Here is a 23,908-nt window from a genome sequence, read left to right on the forward strand (position 1 = left end):
TTCTCTTTCAGCCGGGCGTGTATCTGCGTCAGGCGCAGAACGACTCGATCACGCGCGTGTAGATCGCCGCGCACTGGCGCACGCTCTCAAGGTCGACCCATTCTTCGGCGGCGTGCGCGCCCGTGCCGCACGGCCCGAACAGCACCGTGGGGATGCCGGCCGCCGCCAGCGAGGCTGCGTCGGTCCAGTAGGGCACGCCGGTCACCGGCACGTCGTGGCCGAGCTGCTCGGCGGCGTGCCGGCGCAGCAGCAGCGGCAGCGGCGCGTCGGATGGCGTGCTCATGGGTGGCCGGTCGACGCCGCGCCGCACCACCGCGCGCAGGCTCGGGTCTGCGGCGGCCACGCGCTCGACGATCGCGGCCAGCTCGGCCTCGGCCTGCGCGGGCGACTCGCCGGGGATGCTGCGGCGCTCGATCGACAGCACGCAGCGCGCCGGGTACGACGACAGCTCCTGCCCTCCGCTGATCAGCGAGGCGTGCAGCGAGCCGCTGCCGAGCAGCGGGTGCGCGGGGCCGGCCAGCAGCTGCCGGTTGAGCGCGCTCAGCTCGGTTAGCACCGCGCCCATCTGGGCGATCGCGTCGACTGCGCCGGGGATCGAGCCGTGTGCTGCCGCGCCCTGCGTCTCGATCTCCAGCCACACAAAGCCTTTGTGCGCCACCACAAGCTCGTGCTCGGTCGGCTCGGCGATCAGCGCGGCGTCGGCGCGGTATTTCGCCGCGACGTCGAGCGTGCCCAGGCCAGCGTACTCTTCGTCGGCCACGCCGGTGAAGAGTATGTCGCCGCGCAGGCCGCGCGATTGCGCTGCGGCCACGGCCAGCATGCACGCCGCCACGCCGCACTTCATGTCGTAGGCGCCACGGCCGTATAGCCGGCCATCGCGCACGGCCGGCTGGTGCGGCGCGGCCATGCCCGCGACGCCAACGGTGTCGATGTGGCCGTTCAGCAGCAGCGTACGCCCGCCGCCGCTGCCGCGCGCCCGCGCGATTACGTTTGGCCGGCCGGGGCGCACTTCATCCAGCCATACTTCGAGGCCGGCCTCGGCCAGCCAGCCGGCGATGAAGCGCGCGATTGCGCCCTCCCCCGCGCCGCCAGGCACCAGATCGGGGTTGACCGAGTCGATCGCTACGAGGTCGGCGAGCAGCCGTGTAGCAGTATCCATAGGCTTTTCCTCCGCTAGAAGCGAACGCGCAGGGTTTTGACTTCGCAGGGGCGCACGGCGAGGCGCACGCGGCTGCCCTCCACCGCCAGCGGCGCCAGCGGCCGCTCCCGCAGGTCGGTCTCGTCCGCCCGCGCCACCGCCCGCCCGAACTCCAGCACGATCTCGCCGCGCGTGTTGTGCGCCTCGTACAGCCGCACGATGATCCCCTCGCCGTCGTCGGCCACTTTCACCGTCTCCACCACCACATTGCCTGCCGCGCAGCGCACAAACCAGCCCGGCCCCGCTGCAGGCGCCCGCACCGCCCCTGCCACCCACAGCGGCACGTTCAGCTCGTACGCCCGCCGCTCCACCTGCGCCGCCCGCCAGTCGCCCGCGTGCGGCAGCAGGCTGTACGTGAATGCGTGCCGCCCCCGGTCGGCGTCCGGGTCGGGAAACACCGCGCCCTTCAGCAGCGACAGCCCGAGCGTGCTGCCCTGCAGGCTGTGGCCGTACTTGCCGTCGTTCAGCAGCGCCACGCCATAGTCGCCTTCCGCCACATCGACCCAGCGCTGCGCGCAGACTTCGAAGCGCGCCACATCCCACGCGGTGTTGCGGTGCGTCGGGCGCTCGACCGCGCCGAACTGGATCTCGCAGGTGGCGCGCGTGGCGTTGAGCTGGAGCGGAAAGCGCGCGCGCAGCAGCGTCTGGCGCTCGTGCCAGTCGACGGTGGTGTGGATGTCGAGGCGCGGGCTAGCGCGCCAGAGGCTCAGGCGCTGGCGGATGGTGCTGGCGCCGAGGCGGCGGGTGATCGTGATGCTGGCGCGCAGCGGGCCGGTCTCGCTGACCTCCCAGGCGAGGATGTCGCGGACGGGGTCGGGCTTTTCTTCGTAGAAGAGGTCAATGTCCCAGGCATCCCAGCGGAGGGGGCGGTCTTCGTAGGCGACGAGCTGGTTGAGGGTGTGGCCGGGAAGGACAAGCTCGCGGCCGGCGCGGCGGTCGACGAGCGATACGATCTCGCCGTGGTGGTCGAGCTGGAGGTGCAGCAGGTCGTTCGCGAGGGTGCTGTGAGTGACGCGGAGTGGTGCTGCGGGGTGCGCGGCGGCGTGGGCGCGTGGCGCAGTGGTTGCTGGTGGCTGCGCGGCGGTTTCGGCAGGTGACAGCGTGGTTTCTGGTGGCTGCGCGGCGGTTTCGGCAGGCGGCGCAGTGGTTTCGGCAGGCGGCACGGGTGCATCCGCAGGCGACGCGGCGGTTTCGGCAGGCGGCGCGGCGGTTTCGGCGAGCGCGAGCGCGCTGTCGAGCGGCGTGGCGCTGGAGGGCGGAACGTGCACCGGCAGCAGGATGTAGGGCTCGCCCTCGGGGGAGGTGACGCGCTGCGCGGTGGCGGGCGGGTGCGGCAGCAGCGCGGCGGGCACGGCGACACACTCGTCGCGCGGCCAGGGCAGGCTGTTCCAGACCACCGGGAGGGCGGGCGATGTGTCCTCGGGAGCGGCTGTGGCGTGGGCGAGCAGGAACGCGCAGGCGGAGGCGCGCACGTCGTCGGCGATCTGGCGGGCGTGGTCGTGCTGAGCGAGGCTGTCGACATAGACCTGCGCGATGCTGGAGCCGGGGAGGATGTCGTGGAACTGGTTGAGCAGGATGAGACGCCAGGCGGCGTCGAGGTCGGGCTGGCGATCGGCGGCGCCGAGCGAGACGGCCCAAGCGTTGAGCCACTCGGCCTCGCGGAGGCGCAGCTCGTTGGCGCGGTTGGCCTGCTTGACGCGGGCCTGGCTGGTGTAGGTGCCGCGATGGAACTCGAGGTACAGCTCGCCAACCCAGGTGGGCAGGCGCGGATCGTCCCACACGCGCTCGTACAGCCGCGCGAAGAATGCGTCGACCCGGCCGGGCCGCACCTGCGGGAAGTTCGGCACGCTGGCCAGCACCCGCGCAGCCTCGAGCATGCCCTCGGTCGGGCCGCCGCCGCCGTCGCCGTGGCCGTAGACATACAGCAGCTCGGGGTTGATCGCCTTCTGGCGGTAGTGGTTCCAGGTGCCGAACACCTCGCCACCTGTCATCATGGCGTTGTAGGTGTAGAACTGCGCCTCGGAAACGTGCTTGACCGGGCTATCGGTGGCGGTGACGAAGTGCGCCAGCACCTCGCTGCCGTCGATACCGCGCCAGCGGAAGGTGTCGTTGGGCATGCGGTTGAACTGGTTCCAGCTGATCTTGGTCGTCATGAAGCAGCTGATGCCGCAGCCGCGCATGAGCTGGGGCAGCGCCGCGCTGTAGCCGAACACATCGGGCAGCCATACCACGTGTGGCTGCTCGCCGAACTCGGCATTGAAGAAGCGCGCGCCGTGCACCAGCTGGCGCACAAGCGATTCGCCGCTGGTGACGTTGCAATCGGGCTCGAGCCACATCATACCCACCGGCTCGAAGCGGCCTTCGGCGACGCGGGCCTTGAGGCGCGCGTACAGCTCGGGGTCGTCCTCCTTCAGAAAGGCGTAGACCTGCGGCTGGCTCATGCTGAAATGGTACTCGGGGTAGCGCTCCATCAGCTGCAGCGCGGTGGCGACGGTATGCGCGACTTTCTGGCGGGTGCGCCACAGCGGCCACAGCCAGGCGACGTCGAGGTGCGCGTGGCCGGTGGCGACGAGCGTGGGAGCGGTGATATCAGAGCTGGCGGCCGGCTGCGGCGGCTGCGCCTCGCCGGCTTCTAGGGCCAGCGCGTGCAGCGCGGCGCGGGCCGACTCGGCGAAGCGCGCGCTCTGCCAGCCTTCGCGCAAGTCGAGCAGTGTATACGCCGTGTTGAGGCGCGCCAGCAGCGCGTGCCCGGCCGGGTCGGCGTCGCGAAAAGTACGTGCAGCCTCGAGCATCGCGCGCATAGCGCAGCCAAGCTGAAAGATCGTCTCGTCGCGCAGCTGCAGGCCGAGGCCGCCAAAAGGCCGGCGGTACGGCGTGTAGCAGCGGATGAGCAGCTCGTGCGTGCCGTCGTGGGCTGTGGCGGGCAGCAGCACCGCGCGGTGAAACTCGTCGATCCCGGCGAGCGCGCGGCCGTCGAGGTAGACGATCGCCTCGACGCTGCCGGCGAGGCCGCGATCCTCCCAGCTCAGCGCAAGCAGCACCTGGCGGCCGCGCCACTCGTCGGGCACGGCCAGTGTGGCGCGCAGCCAGTGGTTGCCGCCGCCATTCGCCGGAATGTTCCAGCCGATCGAGGGCTGCGGCGCATCGGGCGGCAGGCCCGGCGCGCCGCCCCATGGCATACCGGGCGCCAGCGCGAACCAGCCGGGAGCATCGGGATCGGGTGCGGCGGCCATGGTACTCTCGGCGGGCGCGCCGGGCGCCACGCAGGCCAGCACGCCTTCGACCGGGCGGGTATCGCGCGTCGCGGCGGCGATGATCTCGGGGATGCGCAGGCTTAACTTTTCGGCGGTGAAAAACATGGAACACTCCAGCACATGTCGCGGCTCCGGGAGGCAGCGCTATTGTACCAGAGCGCGCCGGACATTTTGTCCTTTGGCGGGGGTGTAGGATGCTAGCAGGTCGCGCGAGTAGCGCGGCCAGGGTAGCGAGGGCACAATGGCACAGGGCGAACACGCGCGTCGCGGCGCGATCTCGCGGCGGCGCGTGATCATGGGAGCCGGCGCCGCGCTGGCGGCCGGGCTGGCCGGCGCGGCAAGTTTGGGAAGCACTGCGCAGGCAGCAGAAAGCGGGAAATCAATGACTGAGAACACGGCAAAACCGATCATCGTACTGGTACACGGCGCCTGGGCCGACGGCAGCGGCTGGGGGCGCGTAATCAGCTCGCTTGAAGACGACGGCTACACCGTCGTGGCGCCGGCGGTGGGCCTCGGCTCGCTCAGCGCCGACATCGCAGCCACGCGCAAGTTCGTAGCCGACCTGGCGGCGCCTGCGCTGCTGGTGGGACACTCGTATGGCGGCGCGGTGATCAGCGGCGCGGCCAGCGGCCTGGCGAATGCGGTTGGGCTGGTGTACCTTGCGGGCTTCGCGCTCGACGAGGGCGAGAGCCTGTTTGGCCTGGTGAACCAGTTCGGCCAGCAGTACGGCCCGGCGTTCGCCGGGCAGTTCTTCAGGCCCGACGGCGCGTTCGACAACCCGCAGACGCTGGTGTATCTCGACCGGGCGAACTTCGGGGCTGGCTTTGTGCAGGACATCGACGCCGAGCGCGCGGCCGTGCTCGCCGCCACGCAGCGGCCGATCGCCGTCGGCGCATTCGGCGAGCCGCTGCAGATCGCGCCGGCGTGGCGCACCCTGCGCTCGTGGTACCAGGTATCGACGCAAGATCGGGTGATCCAGCCCGAGGCCGAGCGCTGGATGGCCAAGCGCATTGGCGCCGAGACGATCGAGATCGAGTGCAGCCACGCCTCGCCGATCGCCCGGCCGCGCGCAGTTGCCCGGCTGATCAAGCGCGCCGCGCGCGCGAGTTGAGCCGCGCCATCGGCTATGGTATTGTACACGGGCTGCATGCTGACCTGGCATGCGGCCCGTTTTGATCGCCAAAGGAGCAAGCCGTGACCAGGCCCGCCGGCCCCGAGGCAGCTAACCTCGCGCGCGTGCACCCCGACTGCCGCGAGTTTGTCGCTGCGGTCGAAGAGCTGCTCGAGCGGCGGCGCGCCGAGCAGCAGGCCGCGCCAGGCAGCCCGCGCTGGCGCGACGACGCCTGGGGGCCGCGCAGCTGGCACCGCACCGAGCTGGAAGACATGGTCTACAGCAGCTACAAGCAGATGCGCCAGGGTCGGATCACCCGGCCGCCGCGCCGCGAGATCGTGATGGAGATCGCCGGCTACCTCAACTGCACCCTGCACGAGCGCAACCACCTGCTGCTGGCGGCGCAGCTGGCGCCGGTGCCGCCGTACCTCACCGGCGGGCGGCTCGGCGAGCTGCTGCCGGTGGCGATCGGCGTCGCCCGGCAGCTGAACATCCCGGCGATGGTGATCAACCGCGACTGGAGCATCCACTACCAGAACGATCACATGCTCGACTCGTTCGCGATCAGCCCGGCGCAGCTCGCGGCGATCGCGCCCGAGCAGCGCAATGTGCTGCACCTGCTGTTCGACCCGGCGCTGCCGCTGTGGCCGAACCTGATCGGCAACCGCGCGTCGTGGACGCGCATGGCCCGGCAGACGATCTACGCCTTTAAGATGGCGAACATGCTCTGCCAGTTCGAGCCATGGTACCAGGCCCTGGTGGAGCGCCTGATGGCGCTGCCCGAGTTCGAGCAGCACTGGCGCGGCGTGCGCGCCGACACCGCCTTCGACGCCGACCCGAGCGCGCGGCGGCTGCACCCAGCGGTGACGATCGAGGTGGCGCTGGCCGCCGAGCGGGTGTGGCTGCGCCCGCTGGTGATCTCGGCCGGCTACTTTCAATTTGATTTTCCGCTGGTGCTGGCGTTTTTGCCGGCCAGCCAGGATGCGCCGGTGGAGGCCGGCCCAAGTGCATAGCCATGTCACATTCGTGGCGCTTCGCTCGTCCTGATTGCGTTGGCGCGCCCGCTGCTGGCTCTGCCCGGTACGGAGGCAGGGGCAGCGGGGTCGCCCACAGTATCAGAAAGGAGCGACGTTATGCGTACGCGAACAATGGCGCGGGTGCTGGTGCTTGGTGGTGGGTACGCCGGCATGCTGGCGGCGGCGCGGGTGGCGCGCCACGGCAACGCGCAGATCACGCTGGTCGATCAGCGCCCGGGGTTTGTGCAGCGTATCAGGCTGCACGAGGCCTTGGCGGGCGCGACGCCGCCCGGCCTGGCCTACGGCCCGGCCCTCGCGCGGCGGGGTGGCCGCTTTGTGCAGGCGCGGGTGCTGGGCATCGACCCGGCGCGGCAGGAGGTGTCTATCGCGGCGGATGGGGCCGAGCGCCGGCTCGGCTACGACGCGCTGATTGTCGCGCTGGGCAGCGCCAGCGTGCCGGCTGCGCCGGGCGTGGCCGAATATGCGCTGCGCCTGAACGACCCCGCCGCAGTGGCGCCCTTTGGCGCCGAGCTGCGGTCGCTGGCGGCGCGCGGCGGCCAGGCGCTGATCGTTGGCGGCGGGCTGACTGCGATCGAGACGGCGGCCGAGCTGGCCGAGCAGCTGCCGGGGCTGCGCGTCACCCTGGCGATGAGCGGAACCCTGGGCGCCGACTTCAGCGCTGTGGGGAGGCAGTATCTGCGCGACAGCCTCACGCGCCTGGGGGTACAGATCCGCGAGGGCAGCCCGGTGGTCGCGCTGGAGCCGGGGCGGGCCTGGCTTGCGAGCGGCGAGGCGCTGGCGTACGATCGGTGCGTGTGGGCCAGCGGCTTCGCGGCGCCCGCGCTGCTGGCCGAGTCGGGCTTGCCCGTCGACGCGCAGGGCCGCGCCGTAGTTTCCGCCACGCTGCAGGTGCGCGGCAACCCGACGCTGATTGTGGCGGGCGACAGCGCGGCGGCCGGCGACGCAGGGCGGGCCATCCGCATGGGCTGTGTCTCGGCGATGCCGCTCGGCGCCCATGCCGGCGAGAATGCCGCCGCGCTGCTGTCCGGCGAGGCGCTCCGGCCGTTTCAGTTCGGCTTCCCTGGCCGCTGCGTCAGCCTGGGCCGCCACAGCGGCATATTTCAGTTCACCGACCGGCTCGACCGCCCGGTCGAGCGGATCATCAGCGGCCGGGCCGGGGCTACTGTGAAAGAGCTGATCTGCCAGATGACGCTGGCGACGGTGCGTGGCGAGCTGCGCACCGCCCTGCCGCTCTACCAATGGCGCGGCGGGGGCGGCTGGTGGGCGGCGGCGCCGGCGGCAGCCTGACACTCAGCACGGAGGAGCGAGATGGCTCTCGATGTTCAGCAATTTGAAGCGCAACGCCCGCTGCTCTTCGGGATCGCCTACCGCATGCTCGGCAGCGCCAGCGAGGCCGAGGATGCCGTGCAGGATGCGTATCTGCGCGCGATGGCGGCGCCGGGCGACGAGATCCGCGTGCCGCGAGCATTTCTCTCGACGGTGGTCACGCGGCTGTGCCTCGACCGGCTGAAGGCCGCCCGCGTGAGCCGCGAGCAGTACATCGGGCCGTGGCTGCCCGAGCCGCTGGTGCAGCCGCCGTCGGGCGGCGCCGGCGAGGCGCAGGTCGAGCGCGACGAGGCTGTGTCGGTGGCGATGCTGCTGCTGCTCGAGCAGCTCAGCCCGATCGAGCGGGCGGTCTTTCTGCTTCACGCGGCGTTCGAGTTCCCCTTTGACGAGATCGGCGCGATGATCGGCCGCAGCGCGGCGGCTTGCCGGCAGGCCTACCACCGCGCGCGCGGCCACCTCGACGCCCAGCGGCCGCGCTTCCGCGCGCCGCCGGAGCAGCAGCGCCGGCTCGTCGAGGGCTTTCTGCTGGCGGCGCGCGAGGGCGATCTGCCGCAGCTCACCGCGCTGCTCGCCGAGCAGGTGGTGTGCGTGAGCGACGGCGGCGGGGTGGCGCAAGCGGCCATGCGGCCCATCCACGGGGCCGCCAATGTCGCCCGGCTGGTGACCCACCTGATGCAGCGGGTCGCGGCACTGGAGGGGCCGGCGGTGCGCTTCGCTGCAGAGTGGCTCAATGGCGAGCCGGGGCTGCTGATGTGGGAGGGCGAGCTGCTGTCGACGGTGGTGATCTTCAGCTGTGGCGCCGAGGGCATTACCGCGATCAATATCCTGCGCAATCCCGCCAAGCTGGCCCACCTGGCGGCGCGCGTCGGGCCGCCGGCCGCGGCGCCGCACCTGCCGGAGCTGGGCTAGGGCCAATCCCTTTCAAATACGGTGAGCATCGACGTTGCACTGTTCGGCTTCCTGAAGCCGTGCATGGCACCTGCGGCAGCACGGTATTTTTGATCATCGTGTGACCATTTTCCGCGCGGAGCGCGGAAAATGGTCACGTCCAAAAGGAAAGAACCGCCCTGCCGAAGGCTGAGCACGCCAACTGCGAAAATCCTAGCTATTTGAAACCTACCGGGCCTAGCCCTCGAACGGCTGGCCGAAGCGCTCGCGCGAGGCCACCTGGCCCAGCGGCTTGCGCTCCTTCTTGCCCTGGCCGACCGCGTCAGCCGGGTAGCCGAACGGCAGGATCGCCAGCACGTCGAGCGTGTCGGGCAGGCCGAGCAGCGGCCGCACCGCGCCCAGGCTGCTGAAGCCAACCCAGTTCGAGCCCACGCCGGCGGCCCAGGCCGTCAGCAGCATCGACTGGATGGCGCGGCTAGCGTCGGACACCGCCAGCGGCGTCGATTCGATCGCCACGACGATCGCCAGCGGCGCCTGGGCCACGTACGGCCCGGTGCGCGCCAGCGCGCCGAGCTGCCCGAGCGTCGCGCGGTCTTCGACCACGATGAAGTGCCAGGGCTGCGCGTTCATGCCGCTGGCCGTCAGCCTGCCGGCCTCGACAATCTGCGCGACCACGTCGGCGGGCACCGGGCGATCCTGATAGCGCCGCACCGCCAGCACCGTACGCACTGCCTCAAACACGTCCATATGCGTTGCTCCTCCCTGCTCTTGCGGTTAAACACCGCTCTGCCGAACGCTACCCGTTCGGCGGGGTTTGGGGGCGAGATCCAGCGTCGCTGTATCAGCCCTGCTCGGGGATTGGGCCAGGTTGGTATAATAGCACAGGAACCCCAGACTGAGGAGGCAGCATGGCAACGACACAGGCTTGCGCGGGCTATGTGCCGGCGGCGGCTCGGCCGCGCGAGGCCGCCGTGTGCGGCCGGCACTGCGCACGGCGCCGCGCATGAAACTGTACGCGATCAGCGACCTGCACCTGAGCTACCGCGCCAACCGCGCGGCGCTTGAGGCGCTGCCGCCGCATCCCGACGACTGGCTGATCCTGGCCGGCGACATCGGCGAGCGCGAGGTGCACCTTGAGTACGCGCTGGCAATCCTTACGCGCCGCTTCGCCCGGCTGATCTGGACGCCCGGTAACCACGATCTGTGGACGCCGCCAACCGACGCGGGCGGCCTGCGCGGCGAGGCCAAGTACCGCCGCCTGGTGGCGATCTGCCGCGCGCATGGCGTGCTGACGCCCGAAGACCCATACGTGCGCTGGCCTGGCGCCGGGCCTGCATGCTTGCTCGCGCCAATCTTCACGCTGTACGACTACACCTTTCGCCCCGCCGACGTGCCCGCCGGCGCCGCGCTCGGCTGGGCCGGCGCCAGCGGCGTGGCCTGCAACGACGAAGAATACTTGCACCCCGACCCATACCCCTCCAGGGCCGACTGGTGCGCGGCGCGCTCTGCCGCCACCGCGCAGCGCCTGGCCGAGGCCGCGCGCCAGGCGCCGCTGGTGCTGATTGGCCACTTCCCGCTGCGCCACGACCTGGTGTGGCTGCCGCTGACGCCGCGCTTCTCGATCTGGTGCGGCACCTGCCGCACCGAGCGCTGGCATACCCGCTTTCGGGCGCTGGCCGTGGTGTATGGCCACCTGCACATCCCCAAGACGCACTGGCGCGATGGCGTGCGCTTCGAAGAGGTGTCGTTCGGCTACCCGCGTCAGCGCCGCGACAGCCACGGCCTCGAGCACTACCTGCGCGAGATCCTGCCTGGCCCGAATTGACAAGCCTCGCCTTTGGCCATACTATAGAAGTTGTCTGACCACTTTACCACTTGTGGAGACAACGTATGGACACAGGTGCGACCTACCTTGTCACTGGCGCGATGGGCTGCATCGGCGCCTGGGCGCTCTACCACCTCACGCGCCAGGGCCAGCGGGCGGTTGGCTTCGACCTGAGCGCGAACCGTGCGCGGCTCGACCTGCTGCTGTCGCGCGCCGAGCAGAGCGAGATTGTATTTGTGCAGGGCGACCTGACCGACCCGCGGCAGGTAGCCGAGGCGGTGCGCGCGCACGGAGTGACGCATATCGTGCACCTGGCGGCGCTGCAGGTGCCGTTCTGCCGCGCCAACCCGGTGGCCGGCGCGCAAGTGAATGTCGTTGGTACGGTGAATGTGTTCGAAGCGGCGCGCCATGCCGGCGTCAAGCACCTGGCGCACGCCTCGTCGATCGCGGTGTATGGCGCGCCCAGCGAGTACGCGCCAGGGCTGATGCCCCACGACGCGCCGCCAAACCCGCACACGCTCTACGGCGTCTATAAAGTCGCGTGCGAGGGCATTGCGCACGTCTACTGGCAGGATCACGGCATCGCCAGCGTCGGGCTGCGGCCGTATGTGGTGTACGGCGCCGGGCGCGACCAGGGGCTCACCAGCGATCCGACCAAAGCCGTGCTGGCGGCGGCGGCCGGCGTGCCGTTCCACATCGGCTTCGGCGGCGTGATGCAGTTCCAGTACGCCTCGGATGTCGCGCGGCAGTTTATCGACGCCGCGCGCGCGGATTTGCCGGGCGCCAACACCTTCAACCTTGGCACGCGCCCCGCCAGCGTCGCCGAGTTCGTGGCGAGCGTGCAGCGGCTGCGCCCCGGCGCGCAGATCAGCGCCGCCGACGCGCCGCTAGCCTTCCCCGAGGGCTTCGACGACACGCGGCTGCGCGCCAGCATGCCGCAGGTCTACGACACGCCGCTGGAGCAGGGCATCGCCGAGACGCTCGAGATCTTCGAGCGCGCGCTGGCCGACGGCCGGCTGGCAAGGCCGGAGTAGCCATGGCGCTCGATATCGAAGACCCGGCCGCGCTGACCGACTACCTGCGGCGCGCGGGCCACATCCCCGCCGGCGCCAGCCCGCGTATCAGCGTGCTGGCCGGCGGCGTCTCGAACCGCACCGTGCTGGTCGAGCACCCGCCGGCGGTTAGCTGGGTGTTGAAGCAGGCGCTCGCCAAGCTGCGCGTGCAAGTCGATTGGTTCAGCGACCCGGCGCGCGTGCACCGCGAGGCGCTTGGGCTGCGCGCGCTGCCCGAGCTAGCGCCGCCCGGCAGCATCCCGGCGCTGATCTTCGAAGACGACGCCGAGCACCTGCTGGCGATGGCGGCGGTGCCGCAGCCACACGCGAACTGGAAGCAGCTGCTGCTGGCCGAAGGCCCGCAGCCGGCCCACGTCGCGCAGTTTGCCGCGATCCTCGGCCAGATCCACGCGCGCTCGCACGACCAGGCCGGGCGCTTCGCCGCGCTGTTCGGCGAGCGCGGCTTTTTCGAGTCGCTGCGGATCGAGCCGTACTACCTCTACGCCGCGCAGCAGGCGCCGGCCGCCGCCGATTTCGTGGCCGCGCTGGTGGCCGACACGCGCGCCAGCCGGCTGGCGATCGTCCACGGCGACTACAGCCCGAAGAACATTCTGGTGCACGGCGGCCGGCTGATCCTGCTCGACCACGAAGTGATCCACTGGGGCGACCCGGCGTTTGATGTTGGGTTTGCGCTGACGCACCTGCTGAGCAAGGCGCACCACCTTCCGGCGCGGCGCGGCGCGTTCGTGCAGGCGGCGCACGCCTTCTGGAGCGAGTACAGCGGCGTGGTGGCCCAGCGCTTTGGCGCGAACTACGGCCAGCGCGCCGCGCGCCACCTGGCGGCCTGCCTGCTAGCGCGGGTAGCCGGCCGCTCGCCGCTGGAGTACCTGTCTGCCGACGAGCGCGAGCGCCAGCTACGGGCCGCGCTGGGCCTGATCGCGCGGCCGCCCGCGAGCGTGCCGGCCTGCATCAGCCAGTTTATCGAAAGCATTGCACCATGAGCTACTCAATCGCCAACCTGCGTGGCCTCGAGATCCTCGATAGCCGCGGCCGCCCGACGGTTCTGGCGTTCTGCGAGCTGGCGTCTGGCGCGCGCGGGCGCGCCTCGGTGCCCTCGGGCGCGTCGCGCGGCGCCGCCGAGGCGCTCGAGCTGCGCGACGGCGACATGGCGCGCTTTCGCGGGCTGGGCTGCCTGCAGGCGGCGGGCAACATCAGCGGCGAGATCCAAGCCGCGGCGCGCGGGCGCACCTTCGCGGGGCAGGCCGAGCTGGACGCATGGCTGGCCGCGCTCGACGGCACGCCAAACAAGGCGCGGCTAGGCGCCAATGCCACGCTGGCGGTATCGCTGGCGTTCGCGCGCGCCTGCGCCGCCGAGCGCGGCCAGCCGCTGTTTGCCTACGCCGCCGGGCTGGACGGCGGCGCCGCGCCCAGGCTGCCGCGCCCGATGATCAACCTGTTCAGCGGCGGCAAGCACGCCGGCGGGCAGGTGCCCATCCAGGATCTGCTGATCATGCCGATGGCCGGCAGCATGGCCGAGATCATGCGCGCGGCGGCCGAGGTGTTCCAGTGTGCCGCCGAGATCGCGCGCGAGCGCTACGCCATGCGCCTGCTCACCGCCGACGAGGGCGGCTTGGCGCCGCCATTTCCGGCGATCGAGGCGATGTTCGAAGACGCGCTGGCGGCGATTGCGCGTGCCGGGCTGCGGCCAGGGCGCGACATAGCGCTGGCGATCGACGTGGCCGCCAGCCACTTCTACGAGGGCGGGCGCTACATGCTGGGCGGGTGCGCGCTTGACGCAGCGGCGATGATCGCTCAGATCGCGCGCTGGGCTGCCGACTACGGCCTCGCCAGCGTGGAAGACGGCTTGGCCGAGGACGACTGGGCCAGCTGGCCCACGCTGCTTGGCCAGCTCGGCGCGAGCGCGCAGATCGTCGGCGACGACCTGCTGTGCACCAACCCGGCGCGGATCGAGCGCGCGGTCCAGGCGGGCGCGGCCAACACGCTGCTGCTGAAGGTGAACCAGATCGGCACGCTGAGCGAGGCGCGCGAGGCCAAGCGGCTGGCGCGCGCCGCCGGCTGGCGCGTGATCGTCAGCGCGCGCAGCGGCGAGACCGAGGACGACTGGCTGGCCGACCTGGCGGCCGGCTGGCGCGGCGACCAGATCAAAGTCGGCTCGGTGACGCAGTCGGAGCGGCTGGCCAAGTACAACCGCCTGCTTGAGCTCGAGGCGGAATATGGCCTGCGCCTGAGCTAGCGCCCTGGCATCCCGCCTGCGGTAGAGCGGTTCTTGATTATTCCTCGGTGTGCGATTTGCCGCGCGGAGCAAGGCGAATCGCACACCGAGATGGCTGAGCACATCATGCCCACTGGAATCAGGAGCACCATGACGAATGATACTGCATTGCCAACCGACCCGTTCGCGCCCGGGCGCCCGCTGCCGCAGGCCTACGCCTGGCTGCCGCTGGGCCAGGTGCGCCCGCGCGGCTGGATCGAGCGCCAGATGCGCCGCGACCTGGAAGACGGCTTTGTCGGCCGCCTGGACGCGCTGGTGCCCGAGCTGATCCGCGACGACGATATCTACGGCGCCAACCGGCTGAGCGCGGCGGTGACGCGCAAGGATCTGGGCGTGGCCGCGCAGGAGGCCGCCTGGCACGTGCAGTACCTGTGGTGGAACAGCGAAACGCAGTCGAACTGGCGCGATGGCATGGTGCGCACGGCGCTGCTGCTCGGGAGCCCGGCGTTTCTGGCCGCGGCGCGCGCGTATGTCGAGCGCGTGCTCGCGACGCAGGACGCCGACGGCTACCTGGGGATCTACGCGCCCGATCTGCGCTTCAGGCTGAGCGGTGAGAATGGCGAGCTGTGGGCGCAGGCTTCGCTGTTTCGCGTGCTGCTGGGCTACTACGAGGCCACCGGCGAGCCCCGCGTGCTCGCGGCGGTCGAGCGGGCGGCCCAGCGCACCATGCAGGCCTACCCGATCGGCCGGTCGCACCCGTTCGCGCTCGAGCGGCCCTACGCCGGAGTCGGCCACGGGCTGGCCTTCACCGACGCGCTCGACCGGCTGGCCCAGCTGACCGGCGACGCCCGCTACCTCGCGTACGCCGGCTGGCTCTACGCCGAGTACAGCCAGAGCGAGCTACCCGAGGACGACGCGAGCTACGCCAACCTGCTCGACCCGGCGCGCCCGTTCAAGGGCCACGGCGTGCACACCTACGAGCACCTGCGCGCGCTGCTGGCCGCGCTGTACGCCTCGGGCAGCCCGCAGCTCGAGCGCGCGCTCGACGCGTTTCTGGCCAAGCTTGGCCGCTGCCTGGCGCCCAGCGGCGGCCCAATCGGCGACGAGTGGATCGGCGGGCGTGTGGCCGACGCCACCAGCACCGGCTACGAGTACTGCTCGATCCACGAGCTGCTTGACTCGTACACGCACCTGCTGCAGAAGCGCGGCGCCATGGCCTGGGCCGACCGCGCCGAGTGGCTGCTGTTCAACGCCGGCCAGGGCGCGCGCCACCCCGAGGCCAGCGCGATCGCCTACCTCAAGACCGACAGCTCGTTCTCGATGACTGGCAGGCTGCACGCCGACGACCCGGTCGACCCCGATCACCCGCAGACGCGCTACAAGTACTCGCCCGCCCACCAGGATGTGGCAGTATGCTGCGTGCCGAACGCCGGCCGGATCTACCCGTATTATGTGAAAGCGATGTGGCTGCGCAGCCCCGGCGGCCTGGTGGCCGCGCTGTATGGCCCGTGCGAGCTGAACGCCGAGGTGGGCGGCGTGGCGGTGCGTATTCTGGAAACGACCAGCTACCCCTTCGAGCTGGCGATCAGCTTCAGCGTCGAGGTTGCGCGGCCGGTCGAGTTTGAGCTGGCGTTCCGGCGGCCGGGCTGGGCCACCGGCTACAGCTGCTCGCTCGATGGCGCGGCGGCCGGCGCCGAGGCGGGCGAGCTGATCGGCATCCGGCGGGTGTGGCGCGGCGGCGAGGAAGTGCGGCTGGGCTTCGCCGCCGCGCCCGCGCTGCACGCGCTGCCGTCGGGCGAGCGCGTGGTGAGCTACGGGCCGCTGCTGTATGTGCGCCCGATCGCCGCCCTCGAGCAGCCGGGGCGCGCCTACCCGGTCGCGGGCTTCACCGACATCTACTACGAGCCGGCGGCTGGCGAGCCGGCCGAGTACGCGCTCGCGCCCGATGCTGGTTTCGAAATCGAGCCTGGCGCGCACGACCCCGAGCGGCCGTGGGCCGGCGCCCCGGCGCTGCGCACCACGCTGCTGCGCCCAGCCGATCGCCAGCCGGTCGCCGCGCGGCTCGTGCCGATCGGCGCCAGCATTCTGCGCCAGGCAACGTTTCGCTAGCGCCTGGTTCAACTCCCGGGGGTTCGCACGGGCGCGGTATAGCAATCCTAAATGAGTCATAAAAAGCAGGGGCCAGCGGGGCGCAGTCCCCAAAGAAAAATCTTCTCCCCTTTATGAATCCGATAGGATTGCTATATTGGCGCTCGCACAGAGAGCACAAGATGGCACCAGACTACCCGGCCCTCAAGCGCGACGCGATTGCCGACCAGGTGGTGCGCAGCATTGTCGAGCTGATCCGCAGCAAGCAGCTGCGCCCGGGCGACAAGCTACCCGCCGAGCGCGAGCTGGCCGAGGCGCTGGGGGTGAGCCGGCCGTCGCTGCGCGAGGGCATCCGCACGCTGGCCTACATGAACATCCTCAGCACGCGCCACGGCGGCGGCAGCTATGTGGCCTCGCTCGCGCCCGAGTCGCTGGTCGAGCACCTCGACATGCTGCTGTCGCTCGACGACGCGACGATCTTCGAGCTGCTCGAGGCGCGCCTGCTGGTGGAGCCCGAGCTGGCGGCAGTGGCGGCCGAGCGCATCAGCCCGGCGCAGCTCGAGCAGGTGAATAGCTGCCTGCGCGCCATGCAGGCAAGCCCCGACCAGCCGGATCTGCTGGTCGCGCTGGATGTCGAGCTGCACCAGCTGATCGCCGAGGCGGCCGGCAACGCGTTCATGAACCGCTTCATGGCCAGCATTCGCCACCTGAGCCAGCGCAGCCGCGCGCGCACCATCCAGATCGACGCGATCCGCCTGCAGGCGCAGCGCGATCACAGCCTGATTGTGGCGGCGATCAACGCCCACGACGCCGGGGCGGCGCGCGCCGCGATGCGCCAGCACCTGACGCAGATCGAGCAGGGGCTGCGCGCCGCCGCTGCCGCCGAGCCATAGCCGTGCCTGCCTGCGGCAGCGGTGGGGGTTCGGGGCGGCATTGCCGCTTCGAACTTTGCCCTGGCCTGCCCGGCAAAGCCGGGCAGGCCAGGGCAAAAAGAAACTGGTCAAACGGAGCTGCTGCTACTCGCTCTGCGCTCGGCTGTAGGCTGGGCCGGCCGGCGGCGCGGGGATGGCGTCGGGCTCGCCAAGCGCGGCCATGCCCGCGCGCAGCACTTCGATGATCCGGTCGACATCGTAGATGCAGCCGCGCCATGTGCCGCCGCTGGCCGCGCTGAGCGCGGCCCACAGCCGCGTATCGTCGGGCAGCCGCGGGTCGGGCGCGAGGCCGGGGTGCGGCGCGCGCGCGTCGAGCAGCGCCTGGGCCTCGGCCGGCGGCAGCTCGCGGCCGTCGGGGCCGAGGAAGTTTACCGCGCCGGAGAGGTTCAGCCGGTCGATGCTGATCTCGATCAGGTCGCCGTCGCGCAGCCGGCCGATCGGCCCGCCGGCCAGCGCCTCGGGGCCGATATGCCCGATGCACGCGCCGGTCGAGACGCCCGAGAAACGCGCGTCGGTGAGCAGCGGGCAGTGCTTGCCCCACGGCAGCATCTTGAGCGCGATCGTCACCTGCGCGGTTTCTTCCATGCCGGTGCCCGATGGCCCGATCCCGGCCAGCACGATCACGTCGCCGGGCCGCACCGGCGGCTCGCTCTGGCCCTTGATCGCGCGCATCGCGTCCTTCTCGCTGGTGAACACGCGCGCCGGGCCACGGTGCTGGTACACCTGGCCGGGGCCGACGATCGACGGGTCGATCGCGGTGGCCTTGATCACCGAGCCGTGCGGGGCGATATTGCCCACCGGGAACACGGTGGTGGGCGTGAGCCCGGCCGCACGCGCGCGGTCGGCGTCCATGATCACATTCGCCGGGTCGATCTGCCCTGCGGCGGCCAGGCGCGCGCGCGCCACCTGGCGGCGCTCGCTCTGCTCCCACCACTCCAGGTTCTCGCCCAGCGTCTGCCCGCTGGCGGTGAGCGCATTGAGATGCAGCAGCCCCATGTCGCGCAGGTGCAGCATAACCTCGGGCACGCCGCCGGCCATGAACACCTGCACCGTCGGGTGGTTGCGCGGGCCGTTTGGCAGTGCGTCGACGAGGCGCGGCGTCGCGCGGTTGACGCGGTTCCAGTCTTCGACGGTGGGCAGCGGCAGGCCGGCGGCGTAGGCGATCGCCGGGATGTGCAGCAGCAGGTTCATCGAGCCGCCGAACGCCGCGTGCACCACCATAGCGTTCTCGATCGCCTGGGCAGTGAGGATGCGGCCAAGCGGGATGCCCAGCGCCTCCAGCCGCAGCAGCGCCAGCGCCGAGCGCCGGGCCATGTCGAGCCACACCGGCTCGCCCGAGGGCGCCAGCGCGGCGTGCGGCAGCGTGAGCCCAAGCGCCTCGGCGACAACTTGCGCGGTAGCGGCGGTGCCCAGGAACTGGCAGCCGCCGCCCGACGACCCGCAGGCGCGGCAGCCCATGGTCGCGGCGTAGTCGAGGCTGATCAGGTCGTTGGCGAAGCGCACGCCGATCGTCTGGATCGTACCGGCATCCTCGGCGCCGTGGGCGGGCAGCGTTACCCCGCCGGGAACGGCGATACCCGGCAGCGTGCCCGAGCCGGCCAGCGCCACCATCACCGCCGGCAGGCCCTTGTCGCAGGTGCCGACGCCCATGACGCCGCTGCGGGTTGGCAGCGAGCGAATGAGCCGGCGCATCACCTGGGCCGCGTCGTTGCGAAACGGCAGGCTGTCGAACATGCCGGTGGTTCCCTGGCTGCGGCCATCGCAGGGATCCGAGCAGGCCACCGCGAACGGGATGGCCCCCTCGGCGCGCAGGGTTTCGGCGGCTTCGCGCACCAGAAGGTTGATCTCCCAGTGGCCGGTGTGAAAGCCCAGCGCAATCGCCGAGCCATCTTCGCCGCGCAGGCCGCCGTGGGTGCTGACAATCAGGAACTGCTTGCGGTTCACCTCGTCGGGGTCCCAGCCCATCGCGACATTCTGGGTAAGCCCGAACAGGTTGCCGCTTGGCTCGTTGCGCAGCATATCCGGCGTCAGCGGCAGGCGCCCCTCGCGCGCCGGCCCGAACAGGCGCGTCTGCGCAGCCTGGCTGGCCGCGCCCAGGATGGCGTCGAGGTTGGGGGTGCTCATAGCGTATGCTCCTCCTGTGAGTTTCCAAGGCCGCACCGAACGACAAGGCGTGCTTCAGCTATGCCGAAGGCTGCGCGCGCCAGCGTGTAGCTGGTATGAATGAAACTATGCCCAAGGTAACGTATCATGTTCACATTGTTTCTTCATCTTTTCCTAACAATTTCTGAACAAGTTCTGAGTACACTCGAGCTGATCTGCCTATCCTATCACAAAGATCTTCGCGCTGGCCCATGTCGGCTGAACGCTGCCTGTGGCGGATGCCGCTTGGTGTGCCGCTGTTGCGCCAGCCGCGCAAACGGTGTTGATCGGACATCGCTGGTTGTGCATGAAAAGGAATGTCATGAACGCTCGATTTCGCCTGCCCCTGATCCTGACGATGGTGTTCGCGGTGTTGTGCCTGCTGGCGTTCGCCGGCGGCATGGTGGCGAGTTTTCCGCTGTGGTTTCGCTATCGCTCGGCCGGCCTGACGGCGGCGCGCAACGGCGCTGTGGTCGCTGCCGGCCTGGCCGCGCTGGGTATCTTTGCCGCCGCCGCGCTGATCGCGGTAGCCGCCGCGCTACGCCCGGCCGCCAGCCGCTGGCGCAAGCTGCTGCTGGTGCTGCCGGCCTACCTGCTGGGCTTCACGCTTGTGGGCGTGCTGCTGCTGATCGCGCAGATCGGCACGATCGGCGGGTTTACCGTGATCTGGCTTGGTGCTGGCGGCATGCTCAGTATTCTCGCGATGTTTGTAGCCATCTTTCGGCTGCCGCTGAGCGCGCGGGCCGCGCGCAGGGTGCTTGCGGCGCTGGGCGCCACCGCCGTGCTCAGCGCGATCGCCTGGCTGGCGCTGGCCGCCGCGCTGGTGCTTGTGCTCACCGGCCAGCCTAGCGCGGCCGGCGGCCAGGGTGGCGGGCAGAACACGCAAAACCAGCAGGCCCAGGGCGGCCCTCCCGAGTTCGAAGGCGGGCCTGGCGCTCGCAACGCCTCGCCGCTGCCGCTGGTGGCCGGCGTAGTGCTGATGGGCATCTTCGGCGTGGCCGAGTGGGCCACGCTGCGGCGCGCCCGCGCCGCCGCCGCAGCCACACCCGACACAGCCGCGCCCGCCCCGGCCGATACCCGGCGCGAGGCCGGGCAGGCGATCTTCAGCTCGGTGGCGATCACCATCGTCGGCCTGGCGCTGGCCCAGTTTGTGCCGGTCAACCGCAGCAACCCGCCGGCGCAGGCCGCGATCCGGTGGGATTCGCAGGGCACGCAGCAGCTGGCGCGGCGCGCGTGTATGGACTGCCATAGCAACGAGAGCGTCTGGCCGTGGTATGGCTACATCGCGCCGGGCTCGTGGCTGCTGAGCAACCACATCAGCGAGGGCCGCTCGCACCTGAATCTTTCCGAGCTGAACCGGCTGCAAGGGTTTCGCGCCACGCGCATGGCCGAGGAGATCGGACAGCAGATCCGCAACGGCGCGATGCCGCCCAGCGACTACCTGATCATGCATCCCGATGCGCGGCTGTCTGATCAGGAGAAGGCCCAGCTGACCCAGGGCTTGCAGCAGAGCCTGGCAAATAGCCTGCCTTAATAGATTTTGTTTCGGCCAGGCACGCCTTTTCGCGGCGCTTTGTGCTTTATAGCGCCCCGATTGTGGCGCCCTACGCCACAATCGGGGCAGGGAAGCTCGTGCGTACCGTGTATGCCCTGCCATTCGGAGGCGCCGCCCACCCGTTAGAGCGCTAGCCGGTGCCGGCCCAGCCGATGCTCGCCAGCGCCTGGTCTGCTACGCGCTCGGCCCAGTCGTCGGCGAACGGCTCGCCGGCAAGGTACTGAGCGTAGTAGGCGCCGATCAGCATGTTGATCGCCAGCGTCAGGTCGGCGCCGGCCGGCAGCTCGCCGTGGGCGCGCGCGCGCTCGAGAATGGCGCGCACTGCTGTGCGGCGCGGGTGTACCAGGTACTCGCGAAAGCTCGCGAGCAGCTCGGGCGTCTCGTGCTCTTCGGCCAGCACCGTGCCGAGCAGCGCCATGCCATACGGCCGGCCGAGCGCGCGCCGCAGGTGCCGCAGTTGGGCCACCAGGTCGGCGCGCGTGGCGCCGCTGGAGCGCGGCGGATCCTGATCGCAGAATGCCACGATCGCCGCCAACGCCAGCTGGATCTTGCTGGTGTAGCGCCGGTAGATCGTCGGCTTGGTCACGCCCGCCTCGGCAGCCACTGCCTCCATCGACATGCGCACATAGCCACCCTGCGCCATCAGGCGTAGGGCAGCCGCGAGGATACGCGCGTCGGTAGCAGGCTCGCGCGGCCGGCCTGGCCCGCGCGTAGCGCCCGCGTCGATCTCAGCAGTCATCGGGTTCACCGGCGTGTAACAGAACGAAGGTGCATTGGAGCTACGGCTATTGTAACGCCGCGACTTGCCGGCCGCAAGCTGGTTGACAGGTTACTATACCGAGCTGTATTATAATTGCGTGTCTTCTAGAGCGTTTATCCCATTTTTTTGGCTGGTCGCGGCCACGGCCACGGCCGCGACCAGCCACAAAGAGTGATTTTGGAGGGCTTGCGCCCGCCAAGCCTCCGACGTGGAAGAACACCGCGTACCTCGTGTCTATAAGGAGCAAAGAGTATGCAGATCGGCATTCTAGGCGCCGGCAATATTGGCGGGACGCTGGCGCGGCGCCTGGCTGAGCACGGCCATTCGATCTTCGTCGGCGTGCGCGACCCGGCCAGCCCGAAGGCGCAGGCCGTAGCCGGCGCGGGCGTGCGGCTGGGCAGCCTCGCCGAGGCCGCGGCGTTCGGCGAGGTGGTGATTGTGGCGCTGCCGCTCGACGCTGCGCTCGCGGCATTGCCCGCGCTCGATCTCGCCGGCAAAATCCTCATCGATACGACGAACGCGTTTGGTGGGGCGCCCGCAGGCTTTGGCTCGGCGGCAGCGGCTGTGGCGCACGCGGCTGGGGGCGCGCGTATTGCCAAGGCGTTCAACGCGACGCCCTGGGAAGTGCTGGCCGACCCGATCTATGGCGGTGTGGCGGTCGAGACGTTTATCTGCGGCGACGACCCGCCGGCCAAGCAGGCGGCCATCCAGCTCGCGCACGACCTGGGCGTCGTGCCAGTCGACGTCGGCGGCATCGCCAGCGCGCCGCTCACCGAGAACTTCGCCAGATTCTGGGGGCTGCTGGCCTACCAGGCCGGCTATGGCCGCGGCTTCGCCTTCAAAATGCTCACGCGCTAAGGCAGGCTTCGATCCACAGGCACGGTACGGGCGCGATACGTCGCGCCCGTGCGGCTAGCTCGCCAGCAGCGCCAGCAGGGCCAGCAGCGCCGGGCCGCCCTGAACCCACAGGATCGAGCGCTTGGCCGTGAGCCCGCCAAACAGCGCGGCCAGCAGCACGCATCCCAGGAAGAACAGCGCCAGCTGCCGGCCGGTTCCGGCGTCGGGGTGCAGCAGGCTCCACAGCAACCCGGCCGCCAGAAAGCCATTGTACAGCCCCTGGTTGGCCGCCAGAGCCCTGCTGGCCTGCGCGAACTCGGGCGTCGTCCCGAAGATCCGCCGGACGCGCGGCGATGTCCAGCCGAACATCTCGAGGTACAGAATATACACGTGTTCGAGCGCGACCAGGCCAACCAGGGCTTTGCTGATGCCGGCGAGCATACGGTTCCTTTCTTTGTGTGTGTGCGGCGCAATTATAGCCGAAGTGCTGCGATACGCGGGGGCCTGCAACCTCGCTTGGGAGAGCGGCAGACGCCGTATCGGCTCAGGGGCGCCGGCAGGTGGATCTCTCGATTCTCGCTTGGTATAATAGGCGCATCTTTTCGCCAGCCACGCCGCCTGCTGGCTAGCGGCGCGCTATACGCAGAGGATGCTATGACCCACCCGCCCACCGGCGATGTCGCGCTGCGCGACGTGATCGACGACGACCTGCCGATCCTGTTCGAGCACCAGCTCGACCCTGAGGCCACGCGCATGGCCGCATTCCCAGCGCGGCCGCGCGACGCATTTATGGCGCACTGGGCCAAGATCCGCGCCGACCCCACGGTGGTCAACAGAACGATCCTGCTCGATGGCCAGGTGGCCGGCAGCATTGCCTGCTTCGTGCAGGACGAAAAGCCGATGATTGGCTACTGGATCGACCGCAAGCTGTGGGGACGCGGCGTGGCCAGCCGCGCGCTGGCGCTATTGCTAGCGCAGCTGCCGGCCCGCCCGCTGTATGCCTATGTCGCCAAGCACAATGCCGGGTCGCTGCGCGTGCTGCAAAAGTGCGGGTTTGTGATCCGCGGCGAAGACTCGTGGGCCGCCGTCGAGGGCGGCCCCACCACCGAGGAGTGGTTTCTGCGGCTCGATTAGGCGGCGATGCTTGCTCGCTACCGCCGCACATCGCGCTGAAACCTGTCTGAAAAGGAAAGTGCGAGGGGTTATGCCCTTCGCACTTCCCTTTCTGGCGATCAGGGCCAGTTCGCGCGCGCCCAGTTGATGATCGCCGGCAGCCCAGGCCCGCCGGCGGCGGCCGAAAGCGTTTCGCTGCTGAACGGAAAGATGTAATCGGTTTCTGTGCCGTGGTGTACGCCGATTGCGTACAGCTGCCCATTGTCGAACCACGAGTATAGCGGCGAGCCGCTCGCGCCGCTGGCCTCGTCGGCCTCGTTCTCGATCTGCGCGGTGTCCCACTCGCCGCCGTCGGGCAGCCGAATATCGTCGCCGTCGTCGTCGTCGCGCACGGGGATGCCGCCCTGGTAGGTCGGCCGGCTTTCGCCACGGTCGTAGGGGTAGCCACACATCGACCAAACATTCCAATCTTCCCAGCGGCTTTGGTAGGTTATGGCGCCGAAGTAGCCCGTGGTGGCGCCGATCGGATCGTACAGCCGGCATACCATCATATCGTT

General features: G+C 70.3%; 19 protein-coding genes and 1 pseudogene. 13 read left to right on the forward strand and 7 right to left on the reverse strand.

Annotation, left to right across the window (positions count from 1 at the left end):
- Positions 1–28 precede the first annotated feature (28 nt).
- Together U0177_RS26385 and U0177_RS26390 are read right to left on the reverse strand one after the other, a co-directional pair.
- Positions 29–1,159, reverse strand: coding sequence for an ArgE/DapE family deacylase (locus tag U0177_RS26385; protein WP_409573668.1), 1,131 nt, complete (start codon positions 1,157–1,159; stop codon positions 29–31).
- 14 nt (positions 1,160–1,173) lie between these two features.
- A complete protein-coding gene (locus tag U0177_RS26390; RefSeq protein WP_409573669.1) occupies positions 1,174–4,557 on the reverse strand; it encodes an alpha-mannosidase in 3,384 nt (1,127 codons plus the stop codon).
- Positions 4,558–4,693: 136 nt separating this feature from the next.
- Between U0177_RS26390 and U0177_RS26395 the strand changes: the two genes are divergently transcribed.
- The 4 genes from U0177_RS26395 (at position 4,694) to U0177_RS26410 (ending at position 8,835) form a co-directional block, all read left to right on the forward strand.
- Positions 4,694–5,563 (forward strand): alpha/beta hydrolase, encoded by an 870-nt coding sequence (locus U0177_RS26395; protein WP_409573670.1) that lies wholly within the window; start codon positions 4,694–4,696, stop codon positions 5,561–5,563.
- 83 nt (positions 5,564–5,646) lie between these two features.
- Positions 5,647–6,576 carry a hypothetical protein gene (locus tag U0177_RS26400; RefSeq protein ID WP_409573671.1) on the forward strand — a complete coding sequence of 310 codons (930 nt, stop codon included), beginning with the start codon at positions 5,647–5,649 and terminating at the stop codon, positions 6,574–6,576.
- Between the two features lie 120 nt (positions 6,577–6,696).
- Positions 6,697–7,887, forward strand: coding sequence for an NAD(P)/FAD-dependent oxidoreductase (locus tag U0177_RS26405; protein WP_409573672.1), 1,191 nt, complete (start codon positions 6,697–6,699; stop codon positions 7,885–7,887).
- Between the two features lie 21 nt (positions 7,888–7,908).
- Positions 7,909–8,835, forward strand: coding sequence for an RNA polymerase sigma-70 factor (locus U0177_RS26410; RefSeq protein ID WP_409573673.1), 927 nt, complete (start codon positions 7,909–7,911; stop codon positions 8,833–8,835).
- 216 nt (positions 8,836–9,051) lie between these two features.
- Here the strand turns inward: U0177_RS26410 and U0177_RS26415 are convergent, their stop codons facing one another.
- Entirely contained in the window at positions 9,052–9,561 is a 510-nt protein-coding gene (locus U0177_RS26415) for a nitroreductase family protein (protein WP_409573674.1), read from the reverse strand.
- Between the two features lie 256 nt (positions 9,562–9,817).
- On the opposite strand from U0177_RS26415, the gene U0177_RS26420 reads away from it, so the two are divergent.
- The 6 genes from U0177_RS26420 (at position 9,818) to U0177_RS26445 (ending at position 16,905) form a co-directional block, all read left to right on the forward strand.
- Positions 9,818–10,639: a metallophosphoesterase family protein gene (locus U0177_RS26420; RefSeq protein ID WP_409573675.1), complete on the forward strand. Its 822-nt coding sequence runs from the start codon at positions 9,818–9,820 to the stop codon at positions 10,637–10,639.
- Between the two features lie 65 nt (positions 10,640–10,704).
- Positions 10,705–11,673, forward strand: a complete 969-nt coding sequence (locus U0177_RS26425) for an NAD-dependent epimerase/dehydratase family protein (RefSeq protein ID WP_409573676.1) — start codon at positions 10,705–10,707, stop codon at positions 11,671–11,673.
- A gap of 2 nt (positions 11,674–11,675) precedes the next feature.
- Entirely contained in the window at positions 11,676–12,692 is a 1,017-nt protein-coding gene (locus tag U0177_RS26430) for a phosphotransferase family protein (RefSeq protein ID WP_409573677.1), read from the forward strand.
- Positions 12,689–13,945 (forward strand): phosphopyruvate hydratase, encoded by a 1,257-nt coding sequence (locus U0177_RS26435; protein WP_409573678.1) that lies wholly within the window; start codon positions 12,689–12,691, stop codon positions 13,943–13,945. The genes U0177_RS26430 and U0177_RS26435 overlap by 4 nt, the downstream gene beginning before the upstream one ends.
- A 129-nt stretch (positions 13,946–14,074) precedes the next feature.
- Entirely contained in the window at positions 14,075–16,033 is a 1,959-nt protein-coding gene (locus tag U0177_RS26440) for a beta-L-arabinofuranosidase domain-containing protein (RefSeq protein ID WP_409573679.1), read from the forward strand.
- A 161-nt stretch (positions 16,034–16,194) separates the two neighbouring features.
- Positions 16,195–16,905, forward strand: a complete 711-nt coding sequence (locus U0177_RS26445; protein WP_409573680.1) for a FadR/GntR family transcriptional regulator — start codon at positions 16,195–16,197, stop codon at positions 16,903–16,905.
- 123 nt (positions 16,906–17,028) lie between these two features.
- Here the strand turns inward: U0177_RS26445 and U0177_RS26450 are convergent, their stop codons facing one another.
- Positions 17,029–19,068, reverse strand: a complete 2,040-nt coding sequence (locus tag U0177_RS26450) for a YjhG/YagF family D-xylonate dehydratase (protein WP_409573681.1) — start codon at positions 19,066–19,068, stop codon at positions 17,029–17,031.
- Positions 19,069–19,408: 340 nt separating this feature from the next.
- On the opposite strand from U0177_RS26450, the gene U0177_RS26455 reads away from it, so the two are divergent.
- Positions 19,409–20,620 (forward strand): heme-binding domain-containing protein, encoded by a 1,212-nt coding sequence (locus U0177_RS26455; protein ID WP_409573682.1) that lies wholly within the window; start codon positions 19,409–19,411, stop codon positions 20,618–20,620.
- A 151-nt stretch (positions 20,621–20,771) separates the two neighbouring features.
- On the opposite strand, the gene U0177_RS26460 is transcribed toward U0177_RS26455, so the two are convergent.
- Complete coding sequence (locus U0177_RS26460) at positions 20,772–21,380, reverse strand: TetR/AcrR family transcriptional regulator (protein ID WP_409573683.1); 609 nt, start codon at positions 21,378–21,380, stop codon at positions 20,772–20,774.
- Between the two features lie 273 nt (positions 21,381–21,653).
- Between U0177_RS26460 and U0177_RS26465 the strand changes: the two genes are divergently transcribed.
- A complete protein-coding gene (locus U0177_RS26465) occupies positions 21,654–22,259 on the forward strand; it encodes an NADPH-dependent F420 reductase (protein WP_409573684.1) in 606 nt (201 codons plus the stop codon).
- Positions 22,260–22,313: 54 nt separating this feature from the next.
- Here the strand turns inward: U0177_RS26465 and U0177_RS26470 are convergent, their stop codons facing one another.
- Positions 22,314–22,679 carry a DUF1304 domain-containing protein gene (locus U0177_RS26470; protein ID WP_409573685.1) on the reverse strand — a complete coding sequence of 122 codons (366 nt, stop codon included), beginning with the start codon at positions 22,677–22,679 and terminating at the stop codon, positions 22,314–22,316.
- A 213-nt stretch (positions 22,680–22,892) separates the two neighbouring features.
- On the opposite strand from U0177_RS26470, the gene U0177_RS26475 reads away from it, so the two are divergent.
- The gene (locus U0177_RS26475) at positions 22,893–23,372 is read left to right on the forward strand and encodes a GNAT family N-acetyltransferase (protein WP_409573686.1); all 480 of its coding nucleotides are present in this window, start codon (positions 22,893–22,895) and stop codon (positions 23,370–23,372) included.
- Between the two features lie 98 nt (positions 23,373–23,470).
- Here U0177_RS26475 and U0177_RS26480 read toward each other — a convergent pair.
- Positions 23,471–23,908: pseudogene (locus tag U0177_RS26480) on the reverse strand (serine protease); the annotation flags it as partial.

The sequence above is a fragment of the Kouleothrix sp. genome, assembly GCF_046328425.1.
Classification (GTDB): domain Bacteria; phylum Chloroflexota; class Chloroflexia; order Chloroflexales; family Roseiflexaceae; genus Kouleothrix.

Coding starts and splice junctions, on each gene's coding strand:
- U0177_RS26385 (WP_409573668.1), bottom strand. CDS start 1,159: ATGGATACTGCTACACGGCTGCTCGCCGACCTCGTAGCGATCGACTCG.
- U0177_RS26390 (WP_409573669.1), bottom strand. CDS start 4,557: ATGTTTTTCACCGCCGAAAAGTTAAGCCTGCGCATCCCCGAGATCATC.
- U0177_RS26395 (WP_409573670.1), top strand. CDS start 4,694: ATGGCACAGGGCGAACACGCGCGTCGCGGCGCGATCTCGCGGCGGCGC.
- U0177_RS26405 (WP_409573672.1), top strand. CDS start 6,697: ATGCGTACGCGAACAATGGCGCGGGTGCTGGTGCTTGGTGGTGGGTAC.
- U0177_RS26410 (WP_409573673.1), top strand. CDS start 7,909: ATGGCTCTCGATGTTCAGCAATTTGAAGCGCAACGCCCGCTGCTCTTC.
- U0177_RS26415 (WP_409573674.1), bottom strand. CDS start 9,561: ATGGACGTGTTTGAGGCAGTGCGTACGGTGCTGGCGGTGCGGCGCTAT.
- U0177_RS26420 (WP_409573675.1), top strand. CDS start 9,818: ATGAAACTGTACGCGATCAGCGACCTGCACCTGAGCTACCGCGCCAAC.
- U0177_RS26425 (WP_409573676.1), top strand. CDS start 10,705: ATGGACACAGGTGCGACCTACCTTGTCACTGGCGCGATGGGCTGCATC.
- U0177_RS26430 (WP_409573677.1), top strand. CDS start 11,676: ATGGCGCTCGATATCGAAGACCCGGCCGCGCTGACCGACTACCTGCGG.
- U0177_RS26435 (WP_409573678.1), top strand. CDS start 12,689: ATGAGCTACTCAATCGCCAACCTGCGTGGCCTCGAGATCCTCGATAGC.
- U0177_RS26440 (WP_409573679.1), top strand. CDS start 14,075: ATGACGAATGATACTGCATTGCCAACCGACCCGTTCGCGCCCGGGCGC.
- U0177_RS26445 (WP_409573680.1), top strand. CDS start 16,195: ATGGCACCAGACTACCCGGCCCTCAAGCGCGACGCGATTGCCGACCAG.
- U0177_RS26450 (WP_409573681.1), bottom strand. CDS start 19,068: ATGAGCACCCCCAACCTCGACGCCATCCTGGGCGCGGCCAGCCAGGCT.
- U0177_RS26455 (WP_409573682.1), top strand. CDS start 19,409: ATGAACGCTCGATTTCGCCTGCCCCTGATCCTGACGATGGTGTTCGCG.
- U0177_RS26460 (WP_409573683.1), bottom strand. CDS start 21,380: ATGACTGCTGAGATCGACGCGGGCGCTACGCGCGGGCCAGGCCGGCCG.
- U0177_RS26465 (WP_409573684.1), top strand. CDS start 21,654: ATGCAGATCGGCATTCTAGGCGCCGGCAATATTGGCGGGACGCTGGCG.
- U0177_RS26470 (WP_409573685.1), bottom strand. CDS start 22,679: ATGCTCGCCGGCATCAGCAAAGCCCTGGTTGGCCTGGTCGCGCTCGAA.
- U0177_RS26475 (WP_409573686.1), top strand. CDS start 22,893: ATGACCCACCCGCCCACCGGCGATGTCGCGCTGCGCGACGTGATCGAC.